Source organism: Photobacterium sp. SP02, from assembly GCF_038519165.1.
GTDB classification, from domain to species: domain Bacteria; phylum Pseudomonadota; class Gammaproteobacteria; order Enterobacterales; family Vibrionaceae; genus Photobacterium; species Photobacterium halotolerans.
Genome location: NZ_JASJOJ010000007.1, coordinates 31,246 through 47,225, shown reverse-complemented (window position 1 = coordinate 47,225; position 15,980 = coordinate 31,246). Strand labels below are relative to the sequence as shown.

The following is a 15,980-nucleotide window of genomic DNA, read 5'->3' as shown; positions in this document are numbered from 1 at the left end:
CAGTAATTATAACAAATGTCAGAATTGTTGACTACTTTTTAGACGGGGCGATTTAACAGCAATAGCTGAAGCTCCCGCTTCTCTTCGACTGATAAGCCGACGGTGTTCGATTTAGCCTGCAACTTCTCAATTTGTTGTGTGACGCATTGATCGATAACTTTATCCATCGCGTCAAAAAATACAGTGTGTAAACTGTCTTCATCGCTGCCGAGCGGTATGTCCCAACTGGCCAGACGGGCCATCATTGAGGCTTGCTCGGTCTCACGCCAATCTTCAAGCAACTGTCCAGTTGTGATATTGGGATGAAGTCGACATTTATCAACTATTGTCAGTAATAATTTTAAGCCAGCCAGCTCTGTGCCGGCAAAATCCTGGGTATTCAACCCCAGTTCATTGGCAAAGCCCGGGTTTTGCAACAGCAGCGCAATCGCGATGCGCATCGGCGTACGCTTGATGGCGGGCTGAGCCATTCTTACCGGCTTGTTGTCTCCGTGTTCGCTGATCAGCTGTTTTAACTGCTCTTCATCAGGAAGACCGAGTTTTTGTCCTAAAACTTTCCGTAAGTATAGTCTCAGGGTGCCGCCCGGCACTTTGTCAATCAGTGGCACAGCCAGGGTACTGAGCTTGGCTTTGCCTTCCCGGCTGCTGGTATCCACCTGTTGCAGCAGGGTGGTGAATAGGAAATCGGACAGGGTCATCGCCTGAGTGATAGCCTGTTCGAACGCTTCTTTGCCATACTGACGCACGAAACTGTCCGGGTCTTCGCCGTCGGGCAGGAACATGAATTTCAGCTGGCGGCCGTCATTGAGATACGGCAGTGCTTGTTCCATCGCCCGCCAGGCCGCATCGCGACCGGCGCGGTCACCGTCATAACAGCACACCACAGTACCGGTTTGCCGGAACAGGGTCTGAATGTGCTCCCCTGTGGTCGAGGTGCCCAGCGAGGCGACGGCATAATCGACGCCGTATTGCGCCAGTGCCACTACATCCATATAGCCTTCGACGACCAGAACGCGTTCAGGTTCCCGGTAAGCTTGCATCACCTGATACAAACCGTAGAGCTCGCGGCCTTTGTGGAAAATCGGTGTCTCCGGTGAGTTGAGATACTTGGGCGTCCCTTCGCCCAGTACCCGGCCACCAAACCCGATCACCCGGCCGCGGCGGTCGTGGATCGGAAACATAATCCGGCCACGGAAACGGTCATAGCGACGGCCTTGTTCGTTTTCGATCAGCATGCCGGCGCTGACTAAATCTTGCTGTGCCTGCTCGTTGCGGCCAAAACGGCTGCGCACCAGATCCCATTGATCAGGCACATAACCGATGCCGAACTGTTTGACGATCTCGCCCGACAGGCCACGTCCTTTCAGGTAGTTTATGGCTACCTGCGCATCGCTCTGACGCAACAGCGACTGATAATATTGGGCGACCTGACCCATGAGGTCATAAAGGCTTTGCTTCTCTTGTCGCTTGATGCTGCTCTGGCCGCTGGTGCCTTGTTCGCGCGGAATTTCAAGGCCAAGCTGAGACGCCAGTTCTTCAACGGCATCGACAAAGTCCAGCCGGTCGAACTCCATCACAAAATCGAGCACGTTGCCTTTTGCACCGCACCCAAAGCAATAGTAGAACTGTTTGTCGGGACTGACAGAAAAAGACGGGGTTTTCTCATTGTGGAAAGGGCAGCAGGCGCCGTAGTTCTTGCCTTGCTTTTTGAGTTTCACCCGCGCATCAATTACATCGACTATGTCATGCCGTGAGATGAGGTCATCGATGAATGAACGAGGGATCTTTCCTGCCATACAATGAGTGTTACCTGAAATTAACTGGGAAGAGATACAAACAAGCCGCGCATTCCCGAGAGGATAGCACGGCTTGCTGTAGAGTTGGGGCAGTTTTAGCCGAGTTTGGCTTTGACCAATTGGCTAACTTTCCCCATATCGGCGCGGCCCTGCAGCTGTGGTTTGAGCACAGCCATCAGTTTACCCATGTCCTGCATTGAGCTGGCACCTGTACTGGCGATAGCGTCTTCCAGCAGAGCGGCAACTTCGTCGTCGCTCAGCGGCTGAGGCATAAATTCTTCCAGTACGGCAATTTCAGCATGCTCAACATCGGCCAGATCCTGACGGCCTGCGGCTTCATACTGAGCCACAGAGTCACGACGCTGTTTTACCATTTTCGTCAGTACTGCCACTATGTCGTCGTCGGTCAGAGTGATCTTCTCGTCGACTTCACGTTGTTTGATGGCAGCAAGAACAAGACGGATAGCACCCAGGCGAGCTTTGTCCTTCGCCTTCATGGCTGCTTTTTGTTCGTTCTTTATACTTTCGATTAGGGCCATTACGCTGTCCTTGTTATCTGTAAATTAGTACAGACGAACGCGACGTGCGTTTTCGCGAGCCAATTTTTTCAGGTGACGCTTAACAGCCGCTGCTTTAGCGCGCTTACGTACAGTTGTTGGCTTTTCGAAGTGCTCACGACGGCGAACTTCAGAAAGGATACCTGCTTTTTCGCAAGAGCGCTTAAAACGACGTAGAGCTACGTCGAACGGTTCGTTTTCACGTACTTTGACTACTGGCATGTAATACTCACCTCAGAGTGATTCGATTAACGCTGATGATCAAAATTATCAGCTGATTAAAAATGGTGCGAAATTCTAATCTGATCCGGGGTCATTTGTAAAGCATTCTGCAAGTCAGAACTGGTGAAATTCTGTCAACAGCGGTAACATGCCCCTCCGACGTTCCGCACCGGCTTCGGCTTTCAGTGTGTAAGTATATAAGTATAGAGGTTGATATGCGTATCCTGGGCATCGAAACGTCCTGTGACGAAACAGGCGTGGCGATTTACGATGATGAGAAAGGCCTGCTGGCTCATGAGTTGTACAGCCAAGTGAAGCTGCACGCCGATTATGGTGGCGTCGTACCTGAACTGGCCTCACGGGACCATGTCAAAAAAACCATCCCGCTGATCAAGCAGGCGCTGGCCGATGCCGGTTTAACCCCGGCGGATCTGGATGGCGTTGCTTATACCGCCGGACCCGGCCTGGTCGGTGCTCTGTTAGTAGGCGCGACCATAGGCCGCAGCCTGGCGTATGCCTGGAATCTGCCTGCGGTGGCAGTACACCATATGGAAGGCCATTTGCTGGCGCCCATGCTGGAAGACAATCCCCCTGAGTTTCCGTTTGTGGCGCTGCTGGTCTCTGGCGGTCATACCATGATGGTGGAAGTCAAAGGGATCGGCGAATACCGCATTCTGGGTGAGTCGATTGACGATGCCGCCGGTGAAGCCTTTGATAAAACGGCCAAGCTGATGGGGCTGGATTATCCCGGCGGACCGTTGCTGTCGAAACTGGCCGATAAAGGCACCGCAGGCCGCTTTACCTTCCCGCGTCCGATGACGGACCGTCCGGGCATGGATTTCAGTTTTTCCGGCCTGAAAACCTTTGCCGCCAACACCATTCGTGGTAACGATGATGATGAGCAGACCCGGGCAGACATTGCTTATGCGTTTCAGGAAGCTGTGGTAGACACCCTGGCAATCAAATGTAAGCGTGCCCTGAAAGAAACCGGCTTTAAGCGTCTGGTGATTGCCGGCGGCGTGAGTGCCAACAAGCACCTGCGTGCCGAGCTGGCTGCACTGATGGAAAAACTGGGCGGCGAAGTTTTTTATCCGCGTACTGAGTTCTGTACCGATAACGGCGCCATGATTGCCTATGCGGGAATGCAGCGCCTGAAAAATCAGGAAATCATGGATTTGAGTGTCAAAGCCCATCCGCGCTGGCCGATTGATACGCTCAAGCCATTGCGCTGAGGCGGCTGAAGCCGGGTCAGTGATCCCCAAATAACACTGAACCGCCAGGACGAATCAGGGTTTCGACTGGCGGTTAAATTTATGCCATATCTTGTATTCTTTGCCGTCCAGCAAGCGGCGGACATTCTCGTGATGGCGCAGAATGATCAGGCACGACAGCATAGCCACCGGCATGGTGTACTGAGGTTTGACCCACCAGGTAAACATGGGCGCGATTAGCGCGGTGATCATGGATGCCAGCGAAGAATAGCCGCACAACACGGCCACCACCAACCAGCTTGCAATCAGCATCCCGCTTAAATCCCAGCCAATCGGGGCCAGCGCGCCCAGTGCCGTCGCCACGCCTTTGCCGCCACGGAAGTGGAAAAACAGCGGGTAAATATGCCCCAGACAGGCGGCAATCCCTATAATCCCTAGCAGAAAGGGGTTAATCCCCAGAAAATAGCTGATCCAGACCGGCAGCATGCCTTTAAGGATATCGCATACCAGCACCAGTGCCGCGGCACCCCGGCCGCCGATACGCAGGACATTGGTTGCCCCCGGATTCCCCGAACCGCTGTCTCTTGGATCTGGCAGGCGGAACAGGCGACAAATCAGCACCGCACTGGACACAGAGCCCAGCAGGTAAGCAGCGATAATGATCAGCAGCACCAATGGTGTCATAGCATCTCCAGTAAGCCCCTGACGTTGTTGTCATCCGGGGAGCGGGTGTTGATGAGCCAGTACGCCGTGGCCTTTTGGGTACCCATAAAAGTGGCAAAAATGTGATTACTCAGCGTCCACGTCTGATGACATTAGGTATAACAGCTGTGGTATAGTGCATCCACTTTCAGGAGGCTGGCGTGTTTGAAACGCTGGAAGCCTGTTTTCTGTCATCAATATGATGAACTCGTCCCGATAATACGCACTTTTGCTCACATTGGGTATCCGACCTCTACACAAAATTAGCGATGGAACATGGATTCAGTATTTATCGAACATCTTGATGTTATCGCCTCTATCGGGGTGTATGACTGGGAGCAGGAAATTAAGCAGAAACTGGTGCTGGACCTGGAAATGGCCCATGACAATCAGCCCGCCGCGCTGGCCGATGATGTGTCGCTGGCGCTCGATTACGCCGCCGTCAGCCAGACAGTCACCGAGTTTGTGGAACAGGGCCGCTTTCTGCTGGTCGAGCGGGTGGCAGAGGAAGTTGCCAGCCTGATCATGACACGTTTCAACGTACCCTGGATCAAAGTGACAGTGACCAAGCCGGGCGCAGTGCCGAATGCGCGCGGTGTTGGCGTGGTGATTCAGCGGGGACGCCGTGACTGAGGTTTACATCAGCATCGGCAGTAATATCGACCGTGAGCACTATGTGCGTGCGGCGGTGGCTGAGCTGAAGCAGTTAGGATCCCAGTGTCGCGTTTCCCGTATTTTTGAAGCGGAACCTGTCGGTTTTGACGGTCCCGTTTTTTTCAATGGTGTGGTGGCTTTGGAAACAGATTTGTCGCTGAATGCCCTGCAACACAGACTGAAAGCCCTGGAAGTGCAGTATGGCCGCCAGCCGGATGCGGTGAAGAATCAGAACAGAACGCTGGATTTGGATCTGTTGCTGTTCGGTGATCGGATCAGCCCTGAAGCGCCTGCGCTGCCGCGAGCGGATATCTACAAGTTTGCTTTTGTGTTACTGCCGCTGTATGAGCTGAACCCGCTGCTGGTGATACCGGGAGATGGACGCACTGTGGCGCAAATCTGGCAGGCTTTCGACAAGCAGCAGGTATTAAGGCCGGTGGCGCTGGAATTTGACACAGTTTGACAGCAATGCACTGAACTGTCAGGGAAACCAGGGGTCAACCCACTGGCGATACACTTTCTCGTATTATGTTTTCGAAGAGTTAAAGGTAAACAATGAGTCATTTTGAAGCGTTCATGTTGGCATTGATCCAGGGGCTGACTGAATTTTTGCCGATCTCCAGTTCGGCGCATCTGATCCTGCCATCGCAGGTATTTGGCTGGGCAGATCAGGGTCTGGCTTTTGATGTGGCCGTGCATGTGGGAACGCTGGCGGCGGTTGTGATGTATTTTCGCAAAGAAGTGGTGTCTTTGCTGGCGGCCTGGTTGGCGTCTATCTTCAAAGGCCACCGCTGCCGTGAAGCCAGTCTGGCCTGGATGATAGTGCTGGCGACCATTCCGGCCTGTGTGTTCGGTTTCTTTATGGCCGATATCATAGAAGTGTATCTGCGCTCTGCCTGGGTGATTGCGGTTACCACCATAGTGTTTGGTCTGCTGTTGTGGTGGGTGGATCGCCGTGCGAGCCAAACCCGCGATGAGTATGATGCAAACGCCAAGCGCTCACTGTTTATTGGTCTGGCGCAGGCGGCGGCCATGATTCCCGGTACGTCGCGTTCAGGCGCGACCATGACAGCGGCGCTCTATCTGGGTTTTACCCGCGAAGCCGCTGCCCGTTTTTCGTTTCTGATGTCGATCCCTATTATCCTGCTGGCCGGCACGTATCTGGGGACCAAGCTGGTTGAGAGCAGTGCCCCGATTGATTTTGGCGGTTTAGGAATAGGTCTGGCGGTGTCTTTCATCAGTGCTTATGCCTGTATCCATGTGTTCCTCAAACTGGTCACGCGCGTGGGTATGCTGCCATTTGTGATTTACCGGCTGTTGCTGGGCTTTGGCCTGATCGCGTTACTGCTGAGCCAGCAGTAATTCAGCCAGAGCGAAATGAAAGGAAGCCGGACTTTGCTCCGGCTTTTTTGTGCGCTGAGATTATGCGCAAAGGTTGTGCTGAGATTAAGCGCTTTTTTAACGCCCCAGCACCTGCGCCGCCGCCTCGGCGCGGCGGATAGCCAGTTGTTCCTTGATGGCTGCGCCCTGGTAGCCCGCCTCAATGATGGGTTTTACTTCGACGGTCTGTACGGCCGCGAAGACATCCTGAAGGATATCGGCCTGCGGGTAGGGGTCGTCTTCAAACCCGGTCCGGCCGCGTATATCCGCCCGGCAGCAAATGGCTAGCTGTTCAACACGCTCCGGCTTTCGCCAGGCGTCTATCTGATCAAAGAGTCTGATAAAGGTGGCGGGGCGCATCTCTTGTGCGCGGTGTACTTTGGTGTGCTGCGCGCAGACCATGAGCGCGGTATCGCGATAATGGTTCGGCACTCTCAGGCGCTGGCACAGCTGGCGGATCACATCCATTCCCAGCTGGCAGTGCAGCTTATGGCTCGGCAGCTCGGCTTTGGGCGACAAGGCTTTACCCAGATCATGCACCTGGGCACTAAAGCGGATCACAGGATCGTCACTCAGCAGTGCCGCCTGATAGGACACCATCAGGGTGTGGATACCGGTATCGATTTCCGGGTGCCACTTCTCGGGCTGCGGAACACCAAACAGCGCGTCGATCTCAGGCATCACGATGCCCAGTGCGCCGCACTGGCGCAGCACGGTCAGGAAGATATCCGGGCGCTCGGTATGCAGGGCGCGTTCCCATTCCTGCCACACACGCTCGGGCGTCAGGGCTTCCAGCTCACCGTCTGCCACCATCTCCTGCATCAGGGCCAGGGTTTCCGGTGCAACAGTGAAGCCCTGCGGGGCAAAACGGGCAGCGAAGCGGGCGACCCGCAAGACACGCAGCGGATCTTCAACAAACGCCTGCGACACATGGCGCAGCTGACGTTTCTCGATATCCTGCTGGCCCTGATAAGGGTCGAACAAGGTACCATCCTGCGACTCGGCAATGGCGTTGATGGTCAGATCCCGCCGCATCAGATCCTGCTCCAGCGTTACATCCGGCGCGGCATAGCATTCAAAGCCGGTATAGCCTTTGCCCGCTTTTCGTTCGGTACGGGCCAGGGCATATTCTTCTTTGGTTTTGGGGTGCAGAAAGACAGGAAAATCGCTACCTACCTGGCTGAACCCTTGGTCCAGCATATGCTGAGGCGTGGTGCCGACGACCACCCAGTCTTTGTCTTTGACGGGTAATCCCAGCAGCCGATCCCGTACCGCGCCGCCAACCAGATAAATATCCACGTTTCTCTCCTCGTCTTTGTCAGTCTTGCCCACGAAGGGTATACAATCGGTGTCACGAACGCTAATGTATCTCAGTTATTTTACTTCATCCCGGACGAAGACATGTACAAGGCATTTTTTGGCCTGACCGAAGCCCCGTTTTCAATTGTGCCCAGCGCACGATTTCTTTATCTCAGCGATCGCCACCGTGAAGCGCTTAATCACATGCTTGCCGGACTGGCTGATGGCGGGGGTTTTGGGCTGCTCACCGGCGAAGTCGGTACCGGAAAAACCACAGTGCTGCGCGCCTTGTTAGCCAAGCTGGGCGAGGAGACTCAGGTTGCTGTGGTACTGAATCCGGCGTTATCGGCCCATGAGTTGCTGGAAAGCATCTGCGATGAGTTAGGACTGCCGGCGTCACCGCAAGACAGCTATAAGATCCTGACCGACAGATTGTACGCCCACCTCAAAGCCAATGATCAGGCCGGTCGCCATACGCTGTTGCTGGTCGACGAAGCGCAGCATTTGCTGCCGGATGTGCTGGAGCAGCTGCGTCTGCTGACCAACCTGGAAAATGATCAGCGCAAGCTGCTGAAAGTGGTGCTGGCCGGTCAGCCTGAACTGCAGCAGTTACTGCAGCAGCCGGGATTGCGCCAATTGGCCCAGCGTATTACCTCACGCTATCACCTGCTGCCGTTAACCGAAGTGGAAGTGGCGGCTTATGTTCGTTTTCGTTTGGACCAGGTCGGTTGCGCTCACCAGATCTTCTCGCCTCAGGCGCTGAAAACACTGGCCCGGGTATGCGGCGGCATTCCGCGCCAGATCAACCTGGTGTGTGATAAAGCCCTGCAGCTTGCCTGCCGGGACAGCCGGTATCAGATTAATCCGGAGCACATCAGGCAGGCCAGTGAACTGGCGCTGGGATGGGCGGTCGCACAGCCGACACAGGTCGCTGGCCCCTCGCGCAACCGGCTGGGCTGGGCGATTGCCGCTGTGCTGGCGCCGGCATTAATTGCGGCGGGCTACTGGGGCGGCGGCTGGGTAGCAGAAAATAAGCTGGGCGCGGTCGTGCAGGAAACGGCTGTGGTGTCTGCGCCTGCCGCTGCGGGCTCTTCGCCGGAAACGGATCAAGCCCAGGCGCTGACGGCACTGGAAAAACGCTGGCAAGCCGTGCTGGCCCTGCAGCCGACGGAAAGGCAAGCCATGCAGACTCTGTACCAGCTGTGGGGCTATGAAGTCTCGCCCAGTCAGGCAAACTGCCTCAGCAGTACGCGTATCGGTCTGACCTGCCAGCAAAGCAAAGGCGATCTTGCGCAGCTCAGCCTGATCAATCGTCCCGCCATCCTGCCTCTGACCAATGACGATGGCGAGCGCTTTTATGCGGTACTGTACGCGCTCTGGCCGGGCGAAGCCGAACTGATGCTGGGCGGAGAGCGGCTCAGAGTGAGCCGGGAGTGGCTGCAGTCGCACTGGCAGCAAGACTATACCCTGATGTGGCGTCCGCCGATGGGGGAGAGCACCAGCATCCGTTATGGTCAGCAAGGTGGCCGGGTGGCCTGGCTGGATCAGCAGCTTAACCGTTTGCTGGGCGAGCCGGGTATGGCCAGCAGAGACTTTGATCAAACTGTGCTTGAGAAGCTGCGTCGTTTTCAGCAGGCTCAGGGCTTGTATGCCGACGGGATTGCCGGCCCGATGACGCTGATGGTGCTGGACACCGCCTTGTCGCTACCCGGGCCGACCCTGCATCAGGAGTACCGTACCGATGGCGATACCGTTAACGGCCGCCATCCGATGTCCTTTCTGCCGTTCCCCAAGTTAACTACCGAGGCCTTGCCGGCGCCTGGTTTGCCCTTATACGGCAATGCAGAGCGCAGTGCTTCTGAGGCCAGGCGGCCGTTCTATCAACCTGCCGGTGAACAGCCTTCTGGTACAGCTGCCAGTGAGACAGCAGCCATGGACACAGCAGCAATGGATACCGCAGCCAGTGACAGCCAGATGAATTTCCTGGATTTGGATAAACTGGATTTGTCGGGCCTGTCGCCTGAGCTGGCCAATCGACTGCATCAGGCGATTGCTGCCACCGATCAGGCCGATACACCGGCTTTGGTTGATCCCAGAACGGTCACCGCGGCGGTGGTGAAACAAAAGCCGTATGTCGCAGAAAATGTCATGACGCTGGCAGACTTGCCTCAGGCCGTTCAGGCCCGTTTACCGGCCATCAACCTGCAGACTCATATCTACTCATCCAGTGCGGACAGTCGCTGGGTGAAGGTGAACAACCGTGAAGCTTACGAAGGGGATGAGGTCGCTCCTGGCGTGACGCTGGAGAAGATTGAGCCGCGTAAGGTGATTTTAGATTTTGAGCATATCCGCTTTGAGATGGCGGCATTGTCGCAGTGGCCGTCAGGGTAAGGTTTATCAGCGAAGGAAAGCGTCACTGACGGAAACAAAAAAGGCAGCTCAGCTGCCTTTTTTGTCTTTGGAACGGCTATTGGCGCATGGCCTGGCAATCAGGCCCAGCCATTGTTGCGTTTCTTGCGGCGTGGGATCAGGTGCGGCAGTACCAGACCAAACAGCAGTCCTCCGCCTGCGACCATACCGCCGTAGGTAAACCATCTCATCAGCAGATCGTCTGCCTGGGTATCCAGTTTAGCGCGCAGTTCGCGGATTTCAGACTGGGAAGTCGACAGCTGGTCATTCAGCTTGGTGTTGCGATCTTCCAGGTCGGTGATCTGCTCAGTACGGTTCTCCAGTGATGACTGAAGCGTTGCATTGCGTTCATCGCTGGACTGCTTGGCATTGGCCAGGGCTTTTTTCACTTCGGTCAGTTCTTTTTCTAATTTTGGCAGGCGTTCTTTCAGGCCAACCTGGTTAGAAATGAAATCACTCTTGACCCAGCCTGTGCGGCCGCGGTCGTCAACCACTTTACTGAAACCCGATTCTTTGTTGACTTCCAACAGGGTTACTTTCGTGCCAGCGTCTACGCTGCCCATAATTTTGAATTGCGTACTTGGCCCGCGATGCATGTAAGTAAACAGGTCATCGGAGATGTAACGCACCTGCTGAGCGTGTACCTGAGCTGTCATCAGAACGGTGATAGCGGCAAAAACTAAGCGGATAAGTTGCTTCACTCTGGGATCCTTGAAGGAGCTTGATTAATCGATGGAGCACAGATACTAAGAATTTTGCGGCGATGGCGCAAGAGGAGAGGGAGGCATAGCCTCCCTCTTTTGACCTTGTGCTACTTTTTTGTAAAGTTTACGGAAGACTGACAAAAATCAGCCAAAAGCCGCTTGCATTACATAGAAGAAAATGACTGCTAGCAGGGCGCCTGCTGGCAGGGTAACGATCCAAGACGCCACGATGTTACGAACAACACCCATGTTCAGGGCGGCAATACCGCGGGCAAAGCCTACACCCAGTACCGCACCTACCAGTGTTTGCGTGGTAGAGATAGGTAAACCTGTGCCCGACGCCAGTACCACGGTCGACGCGGTGGCCAGCTGTGCTGCAAAGCCGCGGCTCGGTGTCAGCTCGGTAATACCTGTGCCCACAGTCGCCATGACTTTGTGACCCATGGTCGCCAGACCCACGACTATACCCAAACCACCCAGCGGCAGAATCCACCAGGCAATGGCGGTTTTCTCGGACAGCTCACCCATGTGCTCAACTGTCGATACCACAGCAGACAGAGGACCAATGGCGTTAGCCACATCGTTGGAGCCGTGTGCAAATGCCATCGCGCAGGCGGTAACCACCATCAGCAGGCTGAATACGCGCTCAACGCCCGCATAGCCGTTATGGCCAACAGTCTGCTCGGCATCGGCATAGTTGCGACGGATGTAGAGATAGCCGAATCCCATCACGATCAGTGAAACCGCGATCGAAGCCAGCCAGGCTTCACCGGTCGACAAGTGCAGGCCAACATGTTTCAGACCTTTTTTGATCGTCACCAGTGCGATGACCATAGTGGTCAGGAACATATAGACAGGCACAAAACGCTTGGCGTTGATGAGCGGGGTATCGGTATCAAATATCAGCCTCTGTGCACTGATAAAGATGACATAGGCAAAGATCCCTGAGATCAGCGGGGTGATAATCCAGCTGCCCACTATGCCCTGTACCGAGCCCCAGTCAACCGCTTCCGTACCGACAGATACACAGGCAAAACCTATGATGGCACCGATGATAGAGTGCGTCGTGGAGACCGGCCAGCCCATGTAGGACGCCAGCAATAGCCATGAACCTGCCGCCAGCAACGACGCCATCATGCCGTAAACCAGTACTTCAGGCTGATTGACGTAGTAAGAGGTGTCAATGACCCCTTTACGTATGGTATCTGTGACTTCGCCGCCTGCCAGATAGGCGCCGGCAAATTCAAAGATCATGGCGATAATAATAGCCTGTTTGACGGTCAGCGCCTTGGAACCGACAGAGGTACCCATTGCGTTAGCCACATCATTGGCACCAATACCAATAGCCATTAGAAAGCCAAAGAGGGCCGCCACCACGATGATCATGGTGCCATAATTAGCCAGGATTTCCATTGTAAAACCTTGTTGTATTTACCTTGCTCGTTATGAGCGGGATAGCATGATTTCGAGTCGTGAACCGACACGCTGAGCCTGGTCGGCGATACCGCCAATCCATTCGAAGATCTTATACATAAACATCACATCGATTGGATTGTACTGGTCTTCGACCTTACGGAGTTGCTGACGCAGGATAATCTGCATGCTGTCGGTATCATCTTCGATAACGTCAAGCTGATTGATCATTTCTGCCACCAGAGTCACTTCACGGCCCTTAAAGCCGGTTTCCAGCAGTTCATCCAGTTCATGGATGACACGACTGGCCTGATTGGCAGCATCAAGGCAGCGTTGAACGTAGGCAAGAAAGTCTGGATAAAAGTGCTCAGGGATGTCTAACTGACGTCCGTAGACACGACCTGCAATATCTTTGGCCAGATTTGCGAGTTTGTCCTGCTGAGTGAGGAGATCCAGCATGTCAGTCCGGTCGACTGGCATGAAAAGACCACGAGGAAGCTTGAGACGGATTTCACGTTTGAGCACATCCGCATCTTTTTCAAGCTGCGAAATCTGTTCACGATACTGTCCGGCTTTTTCCCAATCTTTGGCGTGACACGCCTCGAAAAACGGAACAAGCAATTCACAACATTCATTCACACGAGTGACATGGCGTTGCAATGGTTTGATTGGGGATTTAGCAAAGAGCCCCATAATTGTATTTACTGGCATAGCCGATCAACCTAAAGATACCTGTAATAAAGGCGAAATCTTGAGCGATGGATCAGAGCCTGTTGCCTTTGGAGTATCGACCCGAAAAGAGGCGAGTTCTATGCTTTAAACAAGGCAGACATGGTATGGCGGAAAGAGAGCTAGAGAAAGAGGGTAACGTCACGAGCCAGAATTGTCCCCACCGCCCCATCAGGTTGAGGAAAACAAGCGCTTCTCTGCGTTACTCATCATTTATTTAGCGCACTAAACTCCATGATTCGTGCCTTGATTAGCGCTTTTTCAGCACTGGTTAGAGCAAATAGTCCAAAGGTCAACAGGCCCTATGGCGCGCATGTTAACGTATAACTTAGTACAGGGAAACACATTTTGTACGCCTATTTCTGGAGATTTCTTGCTTGCTACAGGCCGGATTAGCCAATATCCTTGGCTGGCTACCGTTTATAGGGACAATTATGGAAACCGAGATAGAACTGAAGTTTTTCGTCTCAGCGGATTTTTCGGGTCAGTTATTGCGGAAGATTGCTCAAGCCAAAATCTTGCAGCAAAGCAGTAAACGACTGGGTAACATTTACTTTGATACCCCTGAGCAAATTCTTCGTCAGCACGACATCGGCTTGCGGGTTCGCCGCATTGATGATGTTTATATTCAGACCCTTAAGACAGCCGGACGTGTTGTTGCAGGACTGCATCAGCGCCCCGAATACAATGCTGAACTCAACGGCCCGCAACCGGATTTAGCCTTACATCCGAGCGATGCCTGGCCTGAGCACTTTGATATTGCGGCTATTTCCAGCCAAATCTCGCCTTTATTCTCTACCGACTTTGAACGCCAGCAGTGGTTGATTGCCATGCCGGATGGCAGCCAGATTGAATTGGCATTCGATCAGGGTGAGGTGCGTGCCAATGACAGCAGTGAGCCGATTTGCGAAGTGGAACTGGAGCTGAAATCCGGCCAGACCGATGCCTTGTTCACCCTGGCTCGCGAACTGTGTGAAGACGGCGGCATGCGTCTGGGGAACCTGAGTAAAGCGGCAAGAGGCTATCGTCTTGCTGCCGGGCATCAGGGCGATGACGTGCTGCCTCTGTCTTATGTGCCCCTTGCCGCGGATGTTTCATCAGAAAATGCGCTAGTGATTGCCATGGAGCATGCGCTGGCGCACTGGCATTACCACGAGCAGATCTATGTTGAGCGTCAGGCATTGCCGGCACTGACAGAGATCAGCCATTCGATTTCCCTGATCCGCCAGACCCTGGTGGTGTATGGCAGCATGATCCCTCGCCGGGCCAGCGCGCAGCTGCGTCAGGAACTGACCTGGCTCGAAGGTGAGCTGAGCTGGCTGCAGGAAGCGGACGCGATACAACGCTGGCTGGCCGAAAAAGGCCATGCGCTGAAAAAACTCAATGCCAGAAAATCCCTGGTCAAACAGCTCAAAGAGCGTCAGGAAGAACTGCCGGAGCCGGAGGATATTCTGCGTCTGTTCAAATCGGCGCGTTACTGTAATTTGCTGCTCAACCTGAGCAGCTGGCTGCTGAGCCGCGGATGGCAACCTTTCCTGGACGAAAAAGCCAGAGAGCGGCTGGCGGCATCGGCGAAATCGTTTGCCGATTCGGCCTTGTCGAAAGCCTGGGAAGAGCTGGCAGAGGCCTTCAGTGAGAAGCGTGCGCTCAGCCGGGCAGATTATCTCGATCAGCAGGCAAGACTGCTGCGTAATCTGGTGGGCGGCCTGTGTTTTGCTTCTTTATATGAAGAAGAGCGCCGCGAAGTGTTCCGCAGCCCGTGGCTGGATATTCTGCAGGGCATGGAAGACTTGCGTCAGCTTGAGCCGATTCGCTCTCTGCAGTCTGACTACGAAGATGAAGAAGATCGCAAGCAGATCGATAAATGGCTGCACCGCAAGGAAGACTCCCTGCTGCATGCGATGGATCAGAGCCGTCAGATAGGTCTGGCACAGCCGCCTTACTGGCCATAATCTTTATCCCATCCGCCATAGCAGCCGTTAACGCCTTCTGATTCAGAAGGCGTTTTTTGTTGTTTCCCCCTCACCACCGCCTTTGGTGGTGGCTGGGCTATTTTTCTTTTTCGTTTTCTTTTCCGCTGTGCTGAGTCGATTCAGCCAGTCGTTGTTCAAGATCATCAAGACGCTTGAGCAACAGATCCTGGTTATCAAGGATTTTGTCCCAGTGCGTTTGATCATGGTGATGGTGGGAAGGCTTGTGTCTGTCGGGATCTGATACAAACGAGCTGATCAAACCGGCCACCATACCGAACAGGCCAACGCCGCAGGTAATAATCACAGTCGCCAGTATTTTACCCAGTGTCGTCACCGGATAGTGATCCCCGTAACCTACTGTGGAGATAGTGACAAAGACCCACCAGATAGCATCATCGGCCGACTGAATATTGGCATTGGGATCGTGACTTTCAATGATAAGGATCAAGGAGGAGCCGACGGTAACCAGTACAGTGAGAAGCAAAACAATAGTGGCTATGGTGGCTTCACGCCGGAAATCCAGAATATGCTGCAAAAGCTGCTGGCCGGATCGGATCAGACGTATTACCCGGAAGATCTGCACCAGGCGCATAAAGCGTAACGGCTCGATGATAGGTATGCTGGCAAGGTAATCGGGCCAGTGTGTTTTCAGGAAGGCTTTCTTGTTTTGGCTTCGCAGCAGATCACCTGTGAGCTGGAGCCAGAATACCAGACAGATCAGCGTATCTATGGTGATAAACAGTGAATAAACCCTGTCGTCACGCGGAATAAAGAACAGGCTGGTGACCAGGGCCAGTGACACGAATGACAATACGAGTGCCACCAGGCTCATGGGATTCAGCTCATGTTTGACACCATCGATCTTTTTCATCATTCAATTTCAGATATTTAATACAGGCATATATGATACTCGGTACCGCTGGCAAGTTGA

The 15,980-nt window shown here is 54.0% G+C and carries 15 protein-coding genes; 6 read left to right on the top strand and 9 right to left on the bottom strand.

Going from position 1 to position 15,980, the window contains the following annotated elements; genetic code table 11:
- Nucleotides 1-38 precede the first annotated feature (38 nt).
- From dnaG to rpsU, 3 genes are all read right to left on the bottom strand, one after another.
- Entirely contained in the window at nucleotides 39-1,796 is a 1,758-nt protein-coding gene (gene dnaG / locus P0Y67_RS04960; protein WP_342390972.1) for a DNA primase, read from the bottom strand.
- A 95-nt stretch (nucleotides 1,797-1,891) separates the two neighbouring features.
- The gene (locus P0Y67_RS04955) at nucleotides 1,892-2,335 is read right to left on the bottom strand and encodes a GatB/YqeY domain-containing protein (RefSeq protein ID WP_120511756.1); all 444 of its coding nucleotides are present in this window, start codon (nucleotides 2,333-2,335) and stop codon (nucleotides 1,892-1,894) included.
- A 24-nt stretch (nucleotides 2,336-2,359) separates the two neighbouring features.
- On the bottom strand, nucleotides 2,360-2,575 hold the full coding sequence (gene rpsU / locus P0Y67_RS04950) for a 30S ribosomal protein S21 (protein ID WP_002537656.1): 216 nt from the start codon (nucleotides 2,573-2,575) through the stop codon (nucleotides 2,360-2,362).
- A gap of 215 nt (nucleotides 2,576-2,790) precedes the next feature.
- On the opposite strand from rpsU, the gene tsaD reads away from it, so the two are divergent.
- Nucleotides 2,791-3,807: a tRNA (adenosine(37)-N6)-threonylcarbamoyltransferase complex transferase subunit TsaD gene (tsaD, locus tag P0Y67_RS04945; RefSeq protein ID WP_027251932.1), complete on the top strand. Its 1,017-nt coding sequence runs from the start codon at nucleotides 2,791-2,793 to the stop codon at nucleotides 3,805-3,807.
- Between the two features lie 54 nt (nucleotides 3,808-3,861).
- Here the strand turns inward: tsaD and plsY are convergent, their stop codons facing one another.
- The gene (gene plsY, locus P0Y67_RS04940) at nucleotides 3,862-4,470 is read right to left on the bottom strand and encodes a glycerol-3-phosphate 1-O-acyltransferase PlsY (protein ID WP_027251931.1); all 609 of its coding nucleotides are present in this window, start codon (nucleotides 4,468-4,470) and stop codon (nucleotides 3,862-3,864) included.
- A gap of 294 nt (nucleotides 4,471-4,764) precedes the next feature.
- Here plsY and folB point away from each other — a divergent pair, with 294 nt between their 5' ends.
- From folB to P0Y67_RS04925, 3 genes are all read left to right on the top strand, one after another.
- On the top strand, nucleotides 4,765-5,121 hold the full coding sequence (gene folB, locus P0Y67_RS04935) for a dihydroneopterin aldolase (protein ID WP_046222375.1): 357 nt from the start codon (nucleotides 4,765-4,767) through the stop codon (nucleotides 5,119-5,121).
- The gene (gene folK / locus P0Y67_RS04930) at nucleotides 5,114-5,605 is read left to right on the top strand and encodes a 2-amino-4-hydroxy-6-hydroxymethyldihydropteridine diphosphokinase (RefSeq protein ID WP_342390971.1); all 492 of its coding nucleotides are present in this window, start codon (nucleotides 5,114-5,116) and stop codon (nucleotides 5,603-5,605) included. The genes folB and folK overlap by 8 nt, the downstream gene beginning before the upstream one ends.
- A gap of 92 nt (nucleotides 5,606-5,697) precedes the next feature.
- Nucleotides 5,698-6,504, top strand: coding sequence for an undecaprenyl-diphosphate phosphatase (locus P0Y67_RS04925; protein ID WP_337114384.1), 807 nt, complete (start codon nucleotides 5,698-5,700; stop codon nucleotides 6,502-6,504).
- Nucleotides 6,505-6,600: 96 nt separating this feature from the next.
- On the opposite strand, the gene P0Y67_RS04920 is transcribed toward P0Y67_RS04925, so the two are convergent.
- Entirely contained in the window at nucleotides 6,601-7,821 is a 1,221-nt protein-coding gene (locus P0Y67_RS04920) for a multifunctional CCA addition/repair protein (protein WP_342390970.1), read from the bottom strand.
- Nucleotides 7,822-7,923: 102 nt separating this feature from the next.
- On the opposite strand from P0Y67_RS04920, the gene P0Y67_RS04915 reads away from it, so the two are divergent.
- On the top strand, nucleotides 7,924-10,212 hold the full coding sequence (locus P0Y67_RS04915; RefSeq protein ID WP_342390969.1) for an AAA family ATPase: 2,289 nt from the start codon (nucleotides 7,924-7,926) through the stop codon (nucleotides 10,210-10,212).
- A gap of 98 nt (nucleotides 10,213-10,310) precedes the next feature.
- On the opposite strand, the gene P0Y67_RS04910 is transcribed toward P0Y67_RS04915, so the two are convergent.
- The 3 genes from P0Y67_RS04910 to P0Y67_RS04900 form a co-directional block, all read right to left on the bottom strand.
- The gene (locus tag P0Y67_RS04910; protein ID WP_442958704.1) at nucleotides 10,311-10,886 is read right to left on the bottom strand and encodes a TIGR04211 family SH3 domain-containing protein; all 576 of its coding nucleotides are present in this window, start codon (nucleotides 10,884-10,886) and stop codon (nucleotides 10,311-10,313) included.
- A gap of 192 nt (nucleotides 10,887-11,078) precedes the next feature.
- Nucleotides 11,079-12,347 carry an inorganic phosphate transporter gene (locus P0Y67_RS04905; protein ID WP_342390968.1) on the bottom strand — a complete coding sequence of 423 codons (1,269 nt, stop codon included), beginning with the start codon at nucleotides 12,345-12,347 and terminating at the stop codon, nucleotides 11,079-11,081.
- Nucleotides 12,348-12,377: 30 nt separating this feature from the next.
- Nucleotides 12,378-13,058, bottom strand: coding sequence for a TIGR00153 family protein (locus tag P0Y67_RS04900; protein ID WP_027251923.1), 681 nt, complete (start codon nucleotides 13,056-13,058; stop codon nucleotides 12,378-12,380).
- Nucleotides 13,059-13,510: 452 nt separating this feature from the next.
- Here P0Y67_RS04900 and P0Y67_RS04895 point away from each other — a divergent pair, with 452 nt between their 5' ends.
- The gene (locus P0Y67_RS04895; protein ID WP_342390967.1) at nucleotides 13,511-15,028 is read left to right on the top strand and encodes a CYTH and CHAD domain-containing protein; all 1,518 of its coding nucleotides are present in this window, start codon (nucleotides 13,511-13,513) and stop codon (nucleotides 15,026-15,028) included.
- A 97-nt stretch (nucleotides 15,029-15,125) separates the two neighbouring features.
- Here P0Y67_RS04895 and P0Y67_RS04890 read toward each other — a convergent pair whose 3' ends face one another.
- Complete coding sequence (locus P0Y67_RS04890) at nucleotides 15,126-15,920, bottom strand: potassium channel family protein (RefSeq protein ID WP_342390966.1); 795 nt, start codon at nucleotides 15,918-15,920, stop codon at nucleotides 15,126-15,128.
- Nucleotides 15,921-15,980 lie beyond the last annotated feature (60 nt).